Origin of the sequence: Rhizobium sp. HT1-10, from assembly GCF_049472505.1 — a bacterium.
Lineage (GTDB): Bacteria > Pseudomonadota > Alphaproteobacteria > Rhizobiales > Rhizobiaceae > Rhizobium.
Map to the genome: position 1 here is coordinate 44647 of NZ_JBCEBQ010000015.1, position 19199 is coordinate 63845.

Below are 19199 nucleotides of genomic sequence, written 5' to 3' on the forward strand. Positions count from 1 at the left end.
CCGCATCTTGCCGCGATGTGACCTGTCAAAGCCGAAGGGTGGCCGCTAGTTGCGCGGCAACAGGCCATCCCTGCCGACCACGCAGTCGCGGCCATTGTTCTTCGCCTCGTAGAGACGGTCGTCGGCAACGGCGATCAGGCTGTTGAACGTCGCCGCATCGTCACCGATCGAGGCGACGCCGACGCTGACGGTAACGGGCATGTTCGCCGGACTACGGACGGCCGCAGAGACATGCCAGCGCAAATGCGCCGCCAGTAGCAAGGCCTCGGGGTGATTGGTGCGAGGGCATAGCACCACGAATTCCTCGCCACCGAATTGGAAAAGCCGATCCGTCGGGCGCAAGGTGCTCAAAATCTCCGCTGCTATCGACTTCAGGATCTCGTCTCCGATGATGCGGTCGAACGTGGAGTTGATGCGCCTGAAGTTGTCGGCATCAATCAGCAGGACGCTCAAATCCTCCCGACGCTCAAGGCTGGCGGCCACCAGTCCGGCGCCTTCGGCCTCCATGCGATTGCGATCGGGCAAGCCTGTTATCGCATCGAGACCATTCCGGGACACCAGATCGTTGTATCGCTCGCGATAGGTCAGATCCTGAAACACGTCGCGGACCGATCGATGCGCGATCGTAGCGCCTTGGCGGCGGATCATGATTTGATAGAGGGCGAAGAGCACGGAATAGATACAGACTGCCAGAAGCTTGCCGATCCAGCCTCCCCAGAAGACGTACAGAGGCACACCAACGAAATAATGAAGAGCCAAGAAGAAGCCGATCTGATCGAAGGTGAGCAGGACGATCCCGGCAATGGTAAAGCGCAGGACCACCCAGCGCTTGATGTATTGTCCCAGCTTTTCATAGAGCAGGATGATCCCCAGCGCATCGATGTACAGCAGCGCCGTGCCCCAGAGCATCAGCCAGCCCATTTCATTGACAAAACCAAAGTCCGCGCTGCGGGCCGGTGAAAGATCGACCGGGATGTGGAACTGCAATACCCAAGCGATGCTGACGGTGAGGATGTTGCCGAGGAACAGCCCGTAGATAGGCTGGCGGGCCACCGCCGCATCTTCCTGCATATAAAGCATCAGGATGAGCATGAGTTTGCCGGCGAAGAACACCGAGGATCCCGGCGACACAACGCCGAACGGCAGCTCGACATAGAAGACCGCCGCAAGATAGGTTTCCATGAAATGCATGACGCCGAGCGCTGTCAGGAAGGCCCCAAGCCCAATCCGCGCCCGAAAATGCAGCAAAGCCGCCATGATTCCAAAATAACCGATGGCCTCGATGACGAACAAAGCCAGATTGAGCTCTCTCATCCCATTGTCCGCTTTCGCCCCGGGCGCCCCACATGCGGGGTATCGACCTTGAAGCCTAAACTATATTAAGGAAGGCTTACAGCCAAGTGTATTGTCCGCCGTCACAACGCACGGATACCGTCTGATACACTCTGCAATGTTTCGCAGGCAATATTTTCAGGTAAAGGTGCTTAATATACAGCCTCACGACTTACTTCGTAAGAGTGAAAACAAGCACACTTCTTATACGCGCGCCCATCTTTACCGGACACGTGATCATATCGGCCTTGGCGCATGACGGGTCAGAGCCCTGTCAAACCTGCCGAATAGCCTCCCCGTCCGCGAACAGCGAAGAACCGTGCTGGTCGATAATCTGCTGAGCCTTGCGGAAGGTCGTTTCGATGGCGTCGTCTACGGAGCTGAAGACATCGGCGCGGATGAATGTGCGGACGAGCGTTTCGCCGTTCACCTGCTTTTCGATGCGCCCGGCCAGCCGAAACTGGCTGCCCTCGCGCTGCGGCACCGCGAAAATCTGGCAATCGTTGTAGGTCTGCGAGGCCGGCGGGGCGGCACTCGTTTTGCCGGCATCCGCCTTGGATGCACCGCCGCCGGAAAACATCGACAGGATATTCGATAGGAAGGAAGCCATGGTCGCCTCTCGATTGGCGCGGTCGCAACCGCCTGAAACTAGATGATGAGGTTTGCGAGAATCTCGTTCTCGGTGATGTCCTCGTAGCCGAGCCCGGCGCTTTCGAAATTCCGGGTCAGTACGGCGAAGCTCGCCGCGTCCTTGACCTCGATGCCTATGAGGATGGAGCCGAAATTGCGGGCGCTCTTCTTCAGATACTCGAAACGGGCGATATCGTCATCGGGACCGAGCAGATTGAGGAAATCGCGGAGCGCGCCGGGCCGCTGCGCCAGCCGCAGGATGAAGTACTTCTTCAGTCCTGCGTGCCGCATCGCCCGCTCCTTGACGTCGGGCAATCGTTCGAAGTCGAAATTGCCACCGGAGACCACGGCGACGATCGTCTTTCCACGGATGGTTTCGCGATCCATGGCGTCGAGCGCCGTGATTGCCAGGGCTCCTGCGGGCTCCAGGACGACGCCCTCGACATTGAGCATGTCGATGATGGTAACGCAGATTGCGTTCTCCGGCATCAGCATCACCTGATCGGCACTAAAGCCCCGCAGGGCTTCGAAATTGAGGTCGCCGATCCGGGCCACTGCCGCGCCGTCGACAAAATTGTCGACCTTCGGCAGCGTCAGCAGACTTCCCGCCTCGATCGACCGTCGCAGGCTGGGCGCGCCCGATGGCTCGGCAAAGCGGAAGGCGCCGGCCGGCAAGGTGTCGCGGAAGTAACCGGTGATGCCTGCCGCAAGACCGCCACCACCGACCGGCATGACGATCAGGTCCGGCAACACGCCTTCCGGCAGTTGCCCGGCAATCTCGGCTGCGACCGTGGCCTGGCCCTCGATGATGTCGGCGTGATCGAAGGGCGGCACCATGAAACCGTCATTGGCGGCAACATAGTCGCGGGCGGCCTGGTAGCACTGGTCGAAAAAGTCACCGTAAAGCTTGATGGTGATGAACTCGCCACCGAAGATCCGCGTCTTGTCGATCTTCTGCTGCGGCGTCGTCACCGGCATAAACACGACGCCGGGGACGCCGAAATGTCGGCAGACGAAAGCGAAACCCTGGGCATGATTGCCAGCGGAGGCGCAGACAAAGACCTTGCCCGTGGCGCCCGATGCCATCTGCTTGCGAAAGAAATTGAAGGCGCCGCGAATCTTGTAGGACCGCACAGGCGTCAAATCCTCGCGCTTAAGCCAAATATCGGCGCCGTAGCGGGCGGAAAGGTGCTCGTTGAATTGCAGCGGCGTGGCGGGAAAGAGTTCCCGCATCGCTTCCTGCGCGCTATCGACAGCCCGGATATTCAAGGTCCAAAACGCCCTTCGTTGTTCCTGTTCCCGTCGCTATTGCACGGACAGGCGGCTGAAATAAAGGCTCTTTGTGATCGCAACGCAAGGTTCGAGAAAACAACCGCCAAATCCAACCCAATTGATCAGAATTTGCCGTATTCCCGCACCGCCGATAGCCAACGTCCATCCCTCATTTCTTATGATTGACAGATCCGGACGGTCTGCTCCCTATAGGACAAGCCATCATGATGATGGTTAGAGGCCCGCTACGCGCCTGGAGTAACCAGGTTGGCGGGCTTCGTCTATTCTGGCAGTCCGATCGAGCGGAGGCGCGAAATCCGCGCGATGCACCGCGTCGGATTGCAGAGGCCTTTTTTCCGCCTTGAGCCTGTCTAATATGACAGAATGACGACACGCCATCTTCTGAAGGGCGCCGCCTGGCTGGTGCTCGCCTTCATCCTGTTCTCAACCGTCTCGCCGATCGACCTGCGGCCGCACACCTTGACGACGGTCAATATAGACCGCGCTGGTGCCTATGCGCTGGCGGGCCTCGTCTTCGTGCTTGCCTACCCTCGCCACTGGAAGACGATCGCCGTGCTTCTGGTCATCGGGGCTCTCGGCTTCGAGTTCCTGCAGGCGTTCTCACCAACGCGCCATGCGCGGCTGCACGATGCGCTCATCAAGGCTTTCGGCTCGATCGCCGGCGTGGGTATTGGCTACGGCGTGAACCAGATCGCCAGCCGCCGGGCGCTGCGGCTTTCCGCCGGTGGATAGACGGCAGCGGAAGCCGTGGCTGCGCTGCCGGCTCTTTCCTTGGCAAACACCCGACGGGTCGAATTGCCGAACAGGTTGATTTGCCACGGTTTCGAATGTAGCTAGTTTGCGCGGCGGAGGATTTGATCCCCTCGCCATCGCGCTGCCCGTCAGGCCTGTTCGAGCCAACACTCGGCTGGTATAGGCCAAGAGGCTCAGCGGATATGAGTCGCGGATATGGATGTTCTCATCCGTACAGCGCCGGGGCTTGGCGAAATTGGTAGACGCAAGGCACTTAAAATGCCTCGGGCTTGCCCATACCGGTTCGATTCCGGTAGCCCCGACCATCCGCCACTCTGCGCCCCAACCGTCCCCGACGCGCTCCTTGCATCAACTGTTGCGCCGCTTGCCTTCCAGGAGATCGAGGATGGCGCGGGCGGCATCGAGTACATTCGTACCCGGCCCAAAGACGGCGGCAACGCCTGCATCGAGCAGGAACTGGTAATCCTTGCGCGGGATGACGCCGCCGACCACGACGATGACATCCTTGGCGCCCTTGGCCTTCAGTGCCTCGACCAATTGTGGTGCCAGTGTCCTGTGGCCGGCAGCCAGCGACGACATGCCGACCACCTGCACCTTCTCGCGAATGGCAAGATCGGCAGCCTCCTCCGGTGTCTGGAACAGGGGTCCAGCCAGAACCTCGAAGCCAATATCGCCGAAGGCAGACGCGATGACCTTGGCGCCGCGATCATGCCCATCCTGGCCAAGCTTGGCGACCAGCATTTTCGGCCTTAGGCCAACTCCGCCGGCAAAGGCCGACAGGCGCTCGACCAGCATCCGATATTCCGCGTCACCCTCATAGGCCGGGCCATAGATGTCGCTGACGACCTCCGGCACGGCGGCGTGATCGCCGAACACCTGCCGCAGGGCATCCGAAATTTCGCCGACCGTGGCGCGGGCGCGGGCCGCTTCCACCGCAGCAGTCAGCAGGTTGCCCTCGCCTGTCTCCGCCGCCTCGGTGAGCGTGGCAAGCGTTGCCGCCACACGGGCCGGATCGCGGTGGCGGCGCAGCGCGTCGAGGCGCCTGATCTGCCCATCGCGCACGGCGGTGTTGTCGATATCAAGAATGTCGAGCGGCTCCTCGTTGTCGAGCCGGTACTTGTTGACGCCGACAATGATCTCCTCGCTGCGATCGACCCGAGCCTGGCGTCGTGTGGCGGCTTCCTCGATCTTCCGCTTCGGCAGGCCTTCGGCGACAGCCCTGGTCATGCCGCCGAGCTTTTCCACCTCCTCGATCAGTTCCCAGGCCTTGTCGGCCAGTTCCTTGGTCAGACTCTCGACATAATAGGAGCCGGCAAGCGGATCGACGACCTTGGTCACGCCGGTCTCGTGCTGGAGGATCAGTTGCGTGTTGCGGGCAATGCGGGCGGAAAACTCTGTTGGCAGCGCCATCGCCTCGTCCAGCGCGTTGGTGTGCAGCGACTGTGTGCCGCCGAGCACTGCCGACAGTGCCTCGTAGGCCGTGCGGATGACGTTGTTGTAGGGATCCTGCTCCTGCAGCGACACGCCGGAGGTCTGGCAATGGGTGCGCAACATCAGTGAGCCGGGCTTCTGCGGCTCGAACTCGGTCATGATCTTCGACCACAGCAGGCGGGCGGCGCGCAGCTTGGCAGCCTCCATGAAGAAATTCATGCCGATGGCGAAGAAGAACGATAGCCGGCCGGCGAACTCATCGACGTTGAGGCCCTTGGCGAGCGCTGCTCGGACATATTCGCGGCCGTCGGCCAGCGTGAAAGCCAGTTCCTGCACCAGCGTCGCGCCGGCTTCCTGCATGTGATAGCCTGAGATCGAGATGGAATTGAACTTCGGCATCTCCCTGGCCGTGTAGGCGATGATATCCGCGATGATCCGCATCGAGGGTTCCGGCGGATAGATATAGGTGTTGCGGACCATGAACTCCTTGAGGATGTCGTTCTGGATCGTGCCCGACAACTCGGCGCGCGAACAACCCTGCTCTTCGCCCGCGACGATGAAGGAGGCTAGGATCGGGATGACCGCGCCGTTCATGGTCATCGACACCGACATGTCCTTCAGCGGAATACCGTCGAAGAGAATCTTCATGTCCTCGACCGAATCGATCGCCACGCCCGCCTTGCCGACATCGCCTTCGACGCGGGGGTGGTCGCTGTCATAGCCGCGATGGGTGGCAAGATCGAAGGCGACGGACAGGCCCTTCTGCCCGGCCGCGAGGTTCTTGCGATAAAAGGCGTTGCTCTCTTCCGCCGTGGAGAAGCCCGCATACTGGCGGATGGTCCAGGGGCGACCGGCATACATGGTCGCACGAGGACCACGGACATAAGGGGCGAAGCCCGGCAGGCTGTCGAGATGGTCGATGCCCTCCAGATCCCGCGCGGTGTAGAGCGGCTTGACGTCGATGCCTTCGGGCGTGCGCCACGTCAGCTTGTCCGGCGATGCCTTCAGCTCTCGCTCGGCTAGCGCTTTCCACTCGGAAGGGACCTTATCCATGCATCGCTCCACTGACCTATGACCGGGCGGCATCGCGCCAAGCATTTCGTTTGGAAGAGCACTAGCATTTTCGGGCCGGGCCGCGAAAGCCGATCCTTGCCATCCGGCAACGGCTGCACCTCCGTCGCTGCGGCAGCGATAAAGGATGTGGATGGTCCAGCCCGCCACGTCATCATCCGCAGGGCATTTTCACTCGCGCCTGTCGACGGGATACAAAAAAGCGCGACCTTTCGGCCGCGCTTTCTGGAAGCTTGCTATCGCTGATCAGGCCAGCTTGGCCGCGATCTTTGCAACATGGGCGCCCTGGAAGCGTGCGCCTTCCAGCTCGACTTCCGATGGCATGCGCGAGCCGTCGCCGTTGGTGATCGTGGATGCGCCATAGGGCGAGCCGCCCTTGACTTCCTCGGTGCCCAACTGGCCGGCGAAGGCGTAGGGCAGACCGACGACAGCCATGCCATGGTGCAGGAAGGTCGGCAGGAAGCCGAGAATGGTCGATTCCTGGCCGCCGTGCTGGGAAGCGGAGGACGTGAAGGCCGAGCCGACCTTGCCGACCAGCTTACCGCCAAACCACAGGCCGCCGGTCTGATCCCAGAAGTTGCGCATCTGCGAGGCGACCGTGCCGAAGCGGGTGCCGGCGCCGACGATGATGGCATCGTACTCGGCCAGTTCGTCAGCCGTTGCGATCGGTGCCGCCTGGTCCATCTTGTAGTGCGATGCCTTGGCGACGTCATCCGGCACGAGTTCCGGTACGCGCTTGACGACGACATCGGCACCGGCCGACTTTGCGCCTTCGGCGACAGCGTAGGCCATCGCTTCGATGTGACCGTATGTGGAATGATATAGAACCAGGACCTTAGCCATTTTCTTCTCTTCCTTTTCTGGGAGGGTTGATGGTGCCATGACAGGCGAACCGAACAGGATGCGTTTGATGAATTCTGGTAGCATGAACTGTGCCTCGCAACACGGATGTGCTGTTGACCAATAGCTACGCCACGCCCGCCCGCGCTGCCAGACGCAGAGACAGATACGGACTGTTCAACGATATTGCACAATATCCTGTTGCGTTCAATTTCTGCAACGAAGACAGGGCCTTCCCGTCCAGCGGTTTTGCTATAAGTTCGCATCGAACGCTCAAGAGAAGGCAGAGACGACATGACAGACCAGATCATCACGGCGGCCATGCTTGCGATCGGCGACGAGCTCTTGTCCGGCCGTACCAAGGACAAGAACATCGGCCACCTCGCCGATATCCTGCTGCTCTCGGGCATCGACCTGAAAGAGGTCCGCATCGTCGCCGATGAGGAAGAGGCCATCGTCGCGGCGCTGAATGCGCTGCGCGCAAGCTATGACTACGTGTTCACCTCAGGCGGCATCGGCCCCACCCATGACGACATCACCGCCGACGCGATTTCCAGGGCATTCGGCGTCGCCTGCGAGCATGACGCCGAGGCAATGAAGCTGATGGCCGAGATGTATGAGCGCCGCAGCATGCCCTTCACCGAGGCCCGGCAGCGTATGGCGCGCATGCCCGTCGGCGCGACCCACATCGCCAATCCCGTGTCGACGGCGCCGGGGTTCACCATCGGCAACGTCCATGTCATGGCCGGCGTGCCGCAGGTGTTCCAGGCGATGCTCGACAACGTCATCCCGACGCTGCGTACCGGCACGCCGATGCTGTCGACGGCAATCGGTTGCCCGTTTGGTGAAGGCGATATCGGCACCCCGCTCGGCGCCATCCAGAAGGCCCATCCGGATACCAGCATCGGCTCCTATCCCCGCTACCAGGGCCAGTCGTTCTCGACGGAGATCGTCGTGCGCGCGCGGAGCGAAGCGGCAATGGAGGCAGCCGCGGCCGAGGTGCGGCAGATGGTGGAAGCGATCAGGCAGTCCAAAATCGAGGAAAACACCTCCGCCGAGGCCTGAGCAGACCGATGTCGGGCGCGACGCGGCGAGCCGCGTCGCGTCTTTTCCAAGGTGATGCGTGAAGGAGATGCCCGTGACCTACAAGACCATCGTCATTATTCTGGATGCGCCGGAGAATGCCGGTATCGCTTCCGATTTCGGTCTTGCGCTTGCCGCCGCCCATAGTGCCCATGTGATCGGCCTGCATGCGGAGGTGGTGTCGGCGGTGCCGATGGTGGCGCCGATGGAAATCCCGGATCCGATCGCCGTTCAGGCTCTTCAGGACATGGCCCGCACCGAGGCGGTGGGAATCGAAGAGCTGTTCCGCAACAAGGCTGCGGCCGCTGGCTGCTCGTTCGAATGGCGGAGCTTCACGAGTTCGGTCGGCTACGCGACGCAGCCGATCCTGGAAACGGTCCGCAGCGCCGATCTTATCATTGCCGTGCAGGCTGACCCGGCCAATCCGTCGGATGCCCATATCGAGGTCGAAAGCTTCCTGTTCGAAAGCGGACGGCCCGTGCTGATGGTGCCGTATGTGCGCACGGCGCCCGTGTCGATCCAGCGCGTCCTGATTGCCTGGAACGGCTCGAAGGAAGCCGCCCGCGCGACATTCGACGCCCTGCCCTTTCTGATGGCTGCCGACGCCGTCGAGGTGCTCTCTGTCGATCCAAGTGAGAACGCCAACCAGGCGGCAATCAGCGGCGCAGACCTGACCGCCACCCTCATCCGCCATGGCGTCAAGGCAACCCTATCGAAGACGGTAAGCGCCGAGAAATCGGCCTCACAGGTGATCGAGACGAGGCTTGTGGACGATAGCGTCGATCTGCTGGTCATGGGCGCCTATACCCATTCGCGGCTCTGGCAGATGATTTTCGGCGGCACCACGAAGGCGGTGCTGAAATCGATGACGGCGCTGACATTGCTGTCGCGCTGATGGCCACGGCGGATTTGCGGCTCTTGCGTTTTGGCCGCAAATCCCGCTAATAGCGACGACCAACAGCAGAATTCCGTCCGGGAAAATCCTTCGCGCAGTTTCTTCACGCTGCGCGAACTGCGTTTCGGACCGGGCCTACCGGCCCCGGCGAGATCTCTGCCCTGGTCGTCGGCAATCCCGGCGCATCGTCATCCCGTGCTTGCCGGAGCCAAAAGAATGTCTCTTCCCGATAAAGCCTTCCCCGTTTCCTGGGATCAGTTCCACCGCGACGCCAGGGCGCTTGCCTGGCGGCTGGCCGGCCTCAGCCGCGACTTCAGCGCCATCGTCTGCATCACCCGCGGCGGCCTGGTGCCGGCTGCGATCATCTCTCGCGAGTTGAACATTCGCCTGATCGAAACGGTCTGCGTCGCCTCCTATCACGACTACGTCAACCAGGGCGAACTGGCGGTGCTGAAGGGCGTGACCCCGGCGCTGCTCGAAAATGGCGGCGATAGCGTGCTGGTCATCGACGATCTGACCGACACCGGCAAGACCGCTGCCCAGGTTCGCAGCATGCTTCCGAACGCCCACTTCGCCTGCGTCTACGCCAAGCCGAAGGGCGTGCCTGTCATCGATACCTTCGTGACCGAGGTCAGCCAGGATACCTGGATCTATTTTCCCTGGGACATGGGCTTCAGCTATCAGGAGCCAATCGCCAAGGGCACGCGCGGCTAACTTGCCTTGGGCCGGCCGACAGGCGCCGGTCCAGCGGCCCGCGGTGGCGCGTTTCACCGTCCCGCGGCAGGCTCCGTGCGCCAGAACAGCGGACGAATCACGGCAGACAGAAACACAGCGACCACGATTGGTCGCTGTGGCGTTTCAGGGACAGCTAAAAGACCGTTCCAATGAAGTCGAGGGGGAGCAAGCCGTCGCAAGTTTCGGCATTTGCTTGCGTTTGGCGGCCGAATCGCCGGGAGCAAGGCCCTGTGGCACGTCTGCGCGTGACCTTTCTGCAACGATGAAAATCTTGTCGCCTTTTGTTTCGTTTCCTGGCCCGAAACAGAGGCCAGTCGGTAGCCGGATAGCAACGTCTCTCCCCAAGCATTTGAACTTACGGGGCTTTCTCGTTTCCCCCAATTTCCACAGGCTCACCCACAAGATATTGTGGTTAGCCGAACATTAAAAACCAGCCCTTGACGTCTCGGCCCGTTTCCAACTTAATGAGACCACGTTACGGCGGTGACGGATCGGATATGTAATCGAGGCCGGTCCCTTTTCCAAAATCGAGTTTCAAATTGCGTCGAATGCCCGTTTCGGGCCTCTTGGCGCGAGGGCAGTTCTGACGATTGCGAAAAGATTCCGACGCGACCAAAGGACTGGAAATTTGGCTGTTTAATACTATATTTGGTGTTTGCAGCCACACTCTCCACAAGATACAGAAGCCTCATCTCCCAATGATGGTTTCGGTCACGAAGCGGGACGAACACTGGCGGCGCAGGATAAAGCGACGCTGGACGAAGATATTCGCGCCCTCTCGCGGGAGACGGGCGCACCAGATAAAGGTAGACCCAGATGCGCATCGAGAGACGTTTCACCAAGGCCGGACAGAGCGCTTACGCGGAGATCGAGTTCCGCAAGGCGATCAGCGAGATCAAGAATCCGGACGGGTCGATCGTCTTCCGCCTCGAGAACATCGATGTGCCCGCGCAGTTCAGCCAGGTCGCGGCCGACATCCTGGCCCAGAAATATTTCCGCAAGGCCGGCGTGCCCAGCCGCCTGAAGAAGGTCGAGGAAAACGATGTTCCTTCCTTCCTCTGGCGCTCGGTTCCCGACGAGGCTGCCCTGAAGGCGCTGCCGAAGGACGAACAGACCGGTTCGGAAATCGATGCCCGCCAGGTCTTCGATCGTCTGGCCGGCACCTGGACCTACTGGGGCTGGAAGGGCGGCTATTTCTCGTCCGAAGACGATGCGCTCGCCTTCCGCGACGAGCTTGCCTACATGCTCGCCACCCAGCGCGTCGCACCGAATTCGCCGCAGTGGTTCAACACCGGCATGCACTGGGCCTATGGCATCGATGGCCCCGGCCAGGGCCACTACTATGTCGACCCCTTCACGGCCAAGCTCACCAAGTCGAAGTCGGCCTATGAGCATCCGCAGCCGCATGCCTGCTTCATTCAGTCTGTCGAGGACGATCTCGTCAACGAAGGCGGCATCATGGACCTCTGGGTTCGCGAAGCCCGCCTCTTCAAGTACGGCTCCGGCACCGGCTCCAACTTCTCCTATCTGCGCGGCGAAGGCGAAAAGCTGTCGGGCGGCGGACGCTCGTCCGGCCTGATGTCGTTCCTGAAGATCGGCGACCGGGCGGCCGGCGCCATCAAGTCCGGCGGCACGACCCGCCGTGCGGCCAAGATGGTCGTCGTCGACATCGACCATCCCGATATCGAAGAGTACATCAACTGGAAGGTCAAGGAAGAGCAGAAGGTTGCTGCCCTCGTCACCGGCTCCAAGGTCGTTGCCCGTCACCTGACGGCGATCATGAAGGCCTGCCTCGAAGGCGGCAAGGACGATCCCTTCGACCCGATGACCAACCTTGCGCTGAAGCGCCAGATCAAGGCCGCCAAGCAGGACCAGGTGCCGGAGAACTATGTCCAGCGCGTCATTCAGTTCGCTCGCCAGGGCTATACCGACCTCAAGTTCAAGACCTATGACACCGACTGGGATTCGGAAGCCTATCTCACCGTGTCGGGCCAGAACTCCAACAACTCCGTCTCCATCAAGGACGATTTCTTGCGCGCCGTGGAGCAGGATGGTGACTGGCACCTGACCGCCCGCAAGGACGGCCGCGTCATGAAGACGCTGAAGGCCCGCGACCTCTGGGAATCGATTTCCTACGCCGCCTGGGCATCGGCCGATCCGGGCCTCCACTTCAACACGACGATGAACGACTGGCACACGAGCCCGGCTGAAGGCCCGATCCGCGCCTCCAACCCGTGCTCGGAATACATGTTCCTCGACGACACGGCCTGCAACCTCGCCTCGTTGAACCTGCTGCAGTTCAAGGATGCCGCCACCAAGCGCATCGACATCGCCGATTACGAACATGCCGTGCGTCTGTGGACCGTCGTGCTCGAAATCTCCGTGATGATGGCGCAGTTCCCGTCCCGCCAGATCGCCGAGCGCTCCTACCAGTACCGCACCATCGGTCTCGGCTATGCCAACATCGGCGGCCTGCTGATGTCGTCCGGCATTCCCTATGACAGCGACGATGCCCGCGCTATCGCCGGCTCCCTGACGGCGATCATGACCGGCGTGTCCTACGCCACGTCGGCCGAAATGGCCTCCGAGCTCGGCCCCTTCCCGATGTTCAAGCCGAACCGCGACTCGATGCTGCGGGTCATCCGCAACCATCGCCGCGCCGCCCATGGCGAGACGACGGGCTATGAAGGCCTGTCGATCAACCCGGTCGCCCTGATCCATTCGGAAAACCCGGACCAGGATCTGGTCGCCCATGCCAAGGCTGCCTGGGACAAGGCGCTGGAACTCGGCGAGAAGCACGGCTACCGTAACGCCCAGGCCACCGTCATCGCGCCGACCGGCACGATCGGTCTCGTCATGGACTGCGACACGACCGGCATCGAGCCCGACTTCGCCCTGGTGAAGTTCAAGAAGCTCGCCGGCGGCGGCTACTTCAAGATCATCAACCGCGCCGTTCCGGAAGCGCTGCGCACGCTTGGCTACACCGAGAGCCAGCTGGCCGAGATGGAAGCCTATGCCGTCGGCCATGGCAATCTCAACCAGGCACCGGCGGTAAACCCCGGTAGCTTGCGCGCCAAGGGCTTTACCGACGACAAGATCGAAGCCGTCAACGCTGCCCTGAAATCCGCCTTCGACATCAAGTTCGTGTTCAACCAGTGGACGCTGGGTGCCGACTTCATGCGCAACCAGCTCGGCGTCACCGACGCGCAGATGGCCGACATGGGCTTCAACCTGCTCGATCACCTCGGCTATTCCAAGAAGGATATCGAGGCTGCCAACATCCACATCTGCGGGGCGATGACGCTGGAAGGCGCGCCGTTCCTGAAGGACGAGCATCTGGCCGTATTCGATTGCGCCAATGCCTGCGGCAAGATCGGCAAGCGTTATCTCTCGGTCGACAGCCACATCCGCATGATGGCAGCCGCCCAGCCCTTCATCTCCGGCGCGATCTCGAAGACCATCAACATGGCGAACGACGCCACCGTCGAGGATTGCAAGAACGCCTACATGCTGTCCTGGAAGCTCGGCCTCAAGGCCAACGCGCTCTATCGCGACGGCTCCAAGCTGTCGCAGCCGCTGAACGCATCGCTGATCGACGACGATGACAACGAGGATGCGCTGGAAGACCTGCTGCAGGCACCTGCCGCAGCCCAGGCCGTGACCATCACCGAGAAGATCATCGAACGGGTGATCGAGCGCGTCAGCCGCGAGCAGGAAAAGCTGCCGGGCCGCCGCAAGGGTTATACCCAGAAGGCCAAGATCGGCGGTCACACGCTGTTCCTGCGCACCGGCGAATACGACGACGGCCGCCTCGGCGAAATCTTCCTCGACATGAACAAGGAAGGCTCGGCGCTCCGCGCGCTGATCAACAACTTCGCCATCTCGGTGTCGCTCGGCCTGCAATACGGTGTGCCGCTCGAGGAGTATGTCGACGCCTTCACCTTCACCAAGTTCGAGCCGGCCGGCATCGTCCAGGGCAACGACGCCATCAAGAACGCCACGTCGATCCTCGACTACGTGTTCCGCGAACTCGCCGTCTCCTATCTCGGCCGTCACGACCTCGCGCATGTCGATACGTCCGACTTCAACAACACCTCGCTCGGTCGCGGCGTGTCGGAAGGCAAGGCTGATGTCGTCTCCAAGGGCCTGACACGCGGCTACAAGCCGACGCTGGTCGGCAAGACCAACGAGCCGAAGGGCGCGGCAACGGCCGCTCCTGCCAAGGCATCGTCCGGCGCGACGATCACCTCCTTCTCCGGCAGCGCGGTGCGCAAGCTGGAAACCGTGGCTGCGATCTCGACCTCCGAAGTGGTCTCCTTCAAGCGCGAATATGACGAGCGCGCCAAGGAGCTTGCCGAGGACATGGCGGACGACGAGACCGCCCTGTTCACGGACGCAGCAGCCGACGCTGCGGCAACGGCCAAGGCAGAAGCAAAGAAGCTCGAAGCCGAACGCCGGACCCGCTCGATCATGCAGGGCTACACCGGCAGCATGTGCGGCGAGTGCCAAAACTTCACGATGGTCCGCAACGGCACCTGCGAGAAGTGCGACACTTGTGGGGCGACCAGCGGTTGCTCGTGATTGGGGGCTGAAGGCGGCAGGTGGATGGGTCCCACTGAAAAGTCATAAAATAGGGGGTTGGAGTCATAAAAGTTCTTTCTGCTGAGTCATAAAACAACAGCGGGACACCTGAACTGCTCTGCAACCCCGGAAATGCGCAAATTTTCCAGGCACTTAGGTGCCTGGAAAATACCTCAAGGAACAAATCATGAAACAATCGCATCGGTAGGAGCAGCCGATCCGACACCACCTAGCATTCAGCATTCATCCGCCCACAGGCGAACAAAAAGGAAGTTGTAATGAGTTGGTCCCGTCACAAGAGTCTTCAGCGTATCCATTCGCTCCGCGCTACTGCGCCTGCCGCTTCGATCAACCTGAGAAGTTTCGACCTCAGCTACATGACCGCCCGAGTGGCGACGATACAGACCAAGATCGGGCTTGGTGGGAAGTCCGAGCCATTGATCTTCGATATACCGCCCGATACCGCCATTCAGGTCGAGGGTGTTCACGTCTACATCCAGATGCTGGACTTCGCTGCTGCCATGACCGAGCGCGAGCGTGAAACCGAGGCCAGTCATCGTCGCGTGCTCTCCATGCTCCACCTAAACTATGCGGCCTGTGATCAGGTCGCCGAGGAATTCGAAGCCCAACGTGTCGATTTCCATGGCGCGCGCATGCATGCCGTAATCGTCTCTCCTCCTGGACCTGGCAACGAGAAAGAACGCGCCGAGCGGGCCCTTGCCTTCGCGGATGCTGCCAAGCGGGCAATCGAGGAAGTCGGCCGCGTGACGGAGAACGGGCGATATTCGACCCGTATCCGAGTAGGCGTTGACAGCGGGTCGGCCGTCGCCGTGAACAGCGGGACGAAGGACGAGCGCGAACCCCTATTTCTCGGAGCACCGCGAACTACGCGGCGAAGCTTGCAGAGGGTGACGAGGAAGGTATCTTCATGTCGAACAGGGTCCGCAAGGATCTTGGACTGCAGCCGCTCTTCAGCATAGACGCCCTTTCGGCGGAACGAGCAAGTCCGACATTTCCTTCGGGCAATATCGCGCTTTCGGCGAACAGTAGCTTCCAGTCCAAGCGCCTTTCGGACGCCGACATTGCGATGGCAGCGTCCCGCGCAAAAAACAGATTCATCCTTGATGTAGGCACTGACGCGAGTTTCTCGTTTCACAGGCATACGCCGCCACTGAAGACGATCGACTTCGCCTCCCTGATGCCTTCCAACTCGATCAGGATGGGGCTGATGTCGATCTTCGGCGATATCGACGGCTTCACGAAGTATGTCGATGAGTGCATCGCGCAACAGAGGATCGGCGAAATGGTCTCGAACCTCCACGTGATACGAAGCGAGCTCGCGGCTACCCTCTCCGAGGACTACTCCGGTCGAAAGGTTCGGTTCATCGGCGACTGCATCCATGGTCTCCTTGCCGAGGGCACATCCCATGACACGGATGCTTCAGCTTCCGTGGTGGCGGCGGTCAAGGCGGCTGGCGGAATGCGCTCGAGCTTTGAGCTCTGCCAGGAGGAGCTCGGTGGCATCGACCAACTCGGGATAGCGATCGGCCTTGAATTCGGTGAGACCCCTATCACGCGTATCGGGATCCGCGGCGAGAGGAGCGTCCGATGCTCAGTCAGCAGAGCCGTTTCGAGGTCTGAGGATCTCCAGAGCGGTTGCAATGGGGAGCAGACGGCCTTGGGTCAGACAGCACTGGGACATGCGCCTGCAAGCATCCGTCGTCTGTTCGATGGCGGTGTCGCTTGGGGGCTGGATGCTGGATCTGTCAACGAGCACCTCAGTGCGCCGCCGACGGTCAGCAGCGGTGAGGTCACTGCCTTGGCCGCGCCCTACGACTTCGGAGAATGAGTTGGCATTGCAACACGTTCTCGCGACTGTGCCGGAGTGGTTTCATGTGACCGATGTCGGGGCAACGGAATTGCTCGGCAGCGCCGATATCGAGCTCGACAATGCAGTGGGCGGCATCCGGGCTGACATGAGGGTACGGGAGCGCGATGGTGCAATCCTTGTTCAGGAACAGGTTCCCGGAACGAGATACCCCAAGACATGCCACGAGCGACATATTCAGTCCGACGAGCACTTCTGCATCGGGCTGAACGCCGGGGACGGGATATCATCCGCCGACCACGCGGTCGTCTGGTGGGGTCTTCTAAAGCACTTCCTGGAACTTCAGCGGGTAAGGCTAAATTCATTAGTCAGCCGCTGACTTCGTCGGTTCACATGACCCGGCATCAATTGAGACGAAGGCACGGCTGTCGCCCCGGAAACTCCAATAACCCAAGTCGCTGACCTCCGAACACACCAGCTCCACTTAACGCCGCACCCCCGGCAGCCCAGCCGCCCTGGCTTCGTTGACCAGAGCATCGAAATCGCCGTATGCATCAGCCCGTTCGATGCGCTCTCCGAGGGCCATGACATCCTCAGTGGGAGTGTTCTGTATTAGGATGTAAAGCGCACTCGGCCATCTGTTCTGCTCCACGAGGTCGCCCAGCCGCTGTCGCTCCGCGTGGATGTCATCGTCCTCGAGGAAGCTGGAGAAGGCCCGTCGGGTCCACATCCGACGGCCACGGAGTCCTATCATTGAACGAACCACGTCGCGATGTGACCGACGACACGTCAACGACGATCGGAGATCTGGAGGCGCTTCTCATTGCGGCGATGGGTCCAAAGCTAAACCAGCAAAAGATGCGCTTCGACCACGCCGAGAAGTGGGAGCAGGTGACTTATTGGGAATGGCGGGAGACCTATCGAGAAAGAGTCGCTATACAGACTTCCTGACGCCGCTGCGCGAATTCGGCCGTCGGACTCCCAAGGATCAGCCCTCGTCTTTGACTGTAGGAGACCTTCGCCATGGCGACGATAGCCGAGTGGCCATGTATGTGTCGGTTCGGAATTCCCTTACGATAGGAACATATGAGCAGATTCGACGAAACCGAGACCGCCGTGGTCGCACGCCTCCGCGCGCTCAGGGTAATGCCTGATGTGACGATCAACTACTCCGACCTTGCCGAGCCAACGCACGCTGCGGGCTTTAGCCAGAAGGAGATCACGGTCGTCCTCAATGCACTCGAACAGGACGGGATCCTATCTTTCGTCCCTGGGAATCGCATTCTTGTCTTAAGAGGTTTGCCCGAATGATCCCATTCTTCGGTCGGCGAGGGAGAAGATTGACGGTCGCGTTCTGATCTATAGGCCCGTTCGCTAGTGGTCGGTTGCGACTCTCCTCAGTCCAGGAATTTCGTCAATCCTCGCTCCCATTTGCCGCCCGCATCACCTCAGCCAATGTTGGCCCCCTCTCCATCACGACGTCCACCAGGTCATCCACCGCGACCAGGCAGACCAGCCCGTTTTCCGCCTCTATTATCTCCGGCCTCCCTTCGGACGCGGACATCGTCAGCATGAAAAGCCGACGCCGCGCATCGCGAAGCCTGAGCGGTATCCCTCCCGCTTCGAGAACTTCCTTCTCCACTAGCATTCGCGCTTCCACTGTCCCGCTTTCCTTCAGGCCTCGCACCACGATTTTCCAGTCAACGTCCGGCGTCGGACTTCCTTTGGTCATCTCGACACCTCCTGAATGATGCGCCTGACTTCCTCACCCTCGATGAGTGCTTTTTGGACCAAGACGTCGGCAATCCTTTCGACGGCCAGACGGAACCGCGTGACGATCTCCCGACTTCGCTCCATCTCTATCGCGAGGAGGCGCTCCACTCGTGCCGCGACGACAGGATCGTTCTGGCGGGCGCGGTCTCGCTGCTCGGTCGATTTCAGATTGGAATAGGCGAGTCCCTCTCCCATGCCGAGCTGCAGTTCCATTCTGGTGGCGAGATCGCTTGCCTTGTGTAGGTCCGCTTCTTCGGCCGCACCCGCGCCCTCGAATGCGGTGTGCAGAATGATCTCCTCTGGACTTGTCCTACCTTGAACGACATTTGGCGTAGAACTCGCCGAGTTCGATGACCGGCATCGCTTCGGGCACGTTCTTCGGCCTGTACTCCGTCTTCCTTCGCCTCAGGACGACGGTGTTGCCAAAAATTTCCGAATACACCGGGTGCAGATATTCGAAACCCTGAGGCTTACCACCGATTATACGGGAACGAGGAAGCATCAGCCTGTTCCATTCGACCCGCTCGTTGGAGATCTCGTAATGCTGGTGTCGGCGACCCTCTTCCATGATCCGATTAATATCGCCCTCTGCGAATACCAGTTCTTTGCAGTGCGCCTTGATCCGGTCGATCATCGTCTGCAATGAAAGGTCGTTGATCATGCCGCAGCCGGAGCTGCCGCCAATATCGGAGTGGACGCCTGGCATCCAGATCTGTTCGAGTACTTGTTTTCCGGTGCTTCCGGTCCAAAGCAGAGGCTCGAACCACGGAGGACGGCGATCGTCGATCGACAACAGATGTATCCCCACATCGACATTGGATTCGAGCGGCCCTTCTTGAAAAACAGTTTTATTGACCAGCCTGCGCCGGTCCCAATGGTTCCCAGGAACGGTGTCGAACAGGCCGAGAACCCTTAGCCGACACTGCGCTTCCGTCGAAGAAAATTAGATGCGTC

Annotated in this window: 18 protein-coding genes, 1 tRNA gene and 1 pseudogene; 11 read left to right on the plus strand and 9 right to left on the minus strand. The window is 60.7% G+C overall.

All coding sequences use genetic code 11. From position 1 onward, the window contains the following. Positions 1-45: 45 nt before the first annotated feature. The 3 genes from VH564_RS23985 to ilvA all read right to left on the minus strand — a co-directional run bounded on the left by VH564_RS23985 (position 46) and on the right by ilvA (position 3195). The gene (locus VH564_RS23985; protein ID WP_423342364.1) at positions 46-1314 is read right to left on the minus strand and encodes a diguanylate cyclase; all 1269 of its coding nucleotides are present in this window, start codon (positions 1312-1314) and stop codon (positions 46-48) included. A gap of 292 nt (positions 1315-1606) precedes the next feature. Further along, positions 1607-1942, minus strand: a complete 336-nt coding sequence (locus VH564_RS23990; protein WP_423342365.1) for an HlyU family transcriptional regulator — start codon at positions 1940-1942, stop codon at positions 1607-1609. Positions 1943-1980: 38 nt separating this feature from the next. Continuing rightward, complete coding sequence (gene ilvA / locus VH564_RS23995) at positions 1981-3195, minus strand: threonine ammonia-lyase IlvA (protein WP_423342403.1); 1215 nt, start codon at positions 3193-3195, stop codon at positions 1981-1983. Positions 3196-3618: 423 nt separating this feature from the next. Between ilvA and VH564_RS24000 the strand changes: the two genes are divergently transcribed. Together VH564_RS24000 and VH564_RS24005 are read left to right on the plus strand one after the other, a co-directional pair. Beyond that, positions 3619-3987, plus strand: coding sequence for a VanZ family protein (locus VH564_RS24000; protein WP_423342366.1), 369 nt, complete (start codon positions 3619-3621; stop codon positions 3985-3987). A 241-nt stretch (positions 3988-4228) separates the two neighbouring features. Then, positions 4229-4313 (plus strand) — tRNA-Leu (locus VH564_RS24005). Between the two features lie 43 nt (positions 4314-4356). Here VH564_RS24005 and scpA read toward each other — a convergent pair. After that, a complete protein-coding gene (gene scpA / locus VH564_RS24010; protein WP_423342367.1) occupies positions 4357-6492 on the minus strand; it encodes a methylmalonyl-CoA mutase in 2136 nt (711 codons plus the stop codon). A 264-nt stretch (positions 6493-6756) separates the two neighbouring features. After that, positions 6757-7353 (minus strand): NAD(P)H:quinone oxidoreductase type IV, encoded by a 597-nt coding sequence (gene wrbA, locus VH564_RS24015; protein WP_423342368.1) that lies wholly within the window; start codon positions 7351-7353, stop codon positions 6757-6759. Between the two features lie 291 nt (positions 7354-7644). On the opposite strand from wrbA, the gene VH564_RS24020 reads away from it, so the two are divergent. The 7 genes from VH564_RS24020 to VH564_RS24050 all read left to right on the plus strand — a co-directional run bounded on the left by VH564_RS24020 (position 7645) and on the right by VH564_RS24050 (position 16851). Next, positions 7645-8415 (plus strand): competence/damage-inducible protein A, encoded by a 771-nt coding sequence (locus tag VH564_RS24020; protein WP_423342369.1) that lies wholly within the window; start codon positions 7645-7647, stop codon positions 8413-8415. A gap of 73 nt (positions 8416-8488) precedes the next feature. Continuing rightward, on the plus strand, positions 8489-9328 hold the full coding sequence (locus tag VH564_RS24025; protein ID WP_423342370.1) for a universal stress protein: 840 nt from the start codon (positions 8489-8491) through the stop codon (positions 9326-9328). 216 nt (positions 9329-9544) lie between these two features. Next, positions 9545-10042: a xanthine phosphoribosyltransferase gene (gene gpt, locus VH564_RS24030; protein WP_423342371.1), complete on the plus strand. Its 498-nt coding sequence runs from the start codon at positions 9545-9547 to the stop codon at positions 10040-10042. A gap of 837 nt (positions 10043-10879) precedes the next feature. Next, positions 10880-14644, plus strand: a complete 3765-nt coding sequence (locus VH564_RS24035; protein WP_423342372.1) for a vitamin B12-dependent ribonucleotide reductase — start codon at positions 10880-10882, stop codon at positions 14642-14644. Between the two features lie 278 nt (positions 14645-14922). Then, entirely contained in the window at positions 14923-15624 is a 702-nt protein-coding gene (locus VH564_RS24040; RefSeq protein ID WP_423342373.1) for a hypothetical protein, read from the plus strand. Positions 15625-15872: 248 nt separating this feature from the next. Then, complete coding sequence (locus tag VH564_RS24045) at positions 15873-16493, plus strand: hypothetical protein (protein ID WP_423342374.1); 621 nt, start codon at positions 15873-15875, stop codon at positions 16491-16493. Position 16494: 1 nt separating this feature from the next. Further along, positions 16495-16851 (plus strand): E2 domain-containing protein, encoded by a 357-nt coding sequence (locus VH564_RS24050; protein ID WP_423342375.1) that lies wholly within the window; start codon positions 16495-16497, stop codon positions 16849-16851. Between the two features lie 105 nt (positions 16852-16956). Here VH564_RS24050 and VH564_RS24055 read toward each other — a convergent pair whose 3' ends face one another. After that, complete coding sequence (locus VH564_RS24055) at positions 16957-17226, minus strand: hypothetical protein (protein WP_423342376.1); 270 nt, start codon at positions 17224-17226, stop codon at positions 16957-16959. Between VH564_RS24055 and VH564_RS24060 the strand changes: the two genes are divergently transcribed. Beyond that, the gene (locus tag VH564_RS24060) at positions 17226-17423 is read left to right on the plus strand and encodes a hypothetical protein (RefSeq protein ID WP_423342377.1); all 198 of its coding nucleotides are present in this window, start codon (positions 17226-17228) and stop codon (positions 17421-17423) included. The genes VH564_RS24055 and VH564_RS24060 overlap by 1 nt on opposite strands. Before the next feature lie 135 nt (positions 17424-17558). Further along, the gene (locus VH564_RS24065; RefSeq protein WP_423342378.1) at positions 17559-17783 is read left to right on the plus strand and encodes a hypothetical protein; all 225 of its coding nucleotides are present in this window, start codon (positions 17559-17561) and stop codon (positions 17781-17783) included. Between the two features lie 103 nt (positions 17784-17886). On the opposite strand, the gene VH564_RS24070 is transcribed toward VH564_RS24065, so the two are convergent. From VH564_RS24070 to VH564_RS24080, 3 genes and pseudogenes are all read right to left on the minus strand, one after another. Continuing rightward, positions 17887-18204 carry a hypothetical protein gene (locus VH564_RS24070; RefSeq protein WP_423342379.1) on the minus strand — a complete coding sequence of 106 codons (318 nt, stop codon included), beginning with the start codon at positions 18202-18204 and terminating at the stop codon, positions 17887-17889. Continuing rightward, entirely contained in the window at positions 18201-18539 is a 339-nt protein-coding gene (locus VH564_RS24075; protein ID WP_423342404.1) for a hypothetical protein, read from the minus strand. Before VH564_RS24075 ends, VH564_RS24070 begins: the two co-directional genes overlap by 4 nt. A gap of 16 nt (positions 18540-18555) precedes the next feature. Next, a pseudogene (locus VH564_RS24080) lies at positions 18556-19164 on the minus strand (T6SS phospholipase effector Tle1-like catalytic domain-containing protein); the annotation flags it as partial. Positions 19165-19199 lie beyond the last annotated feature (35 nt).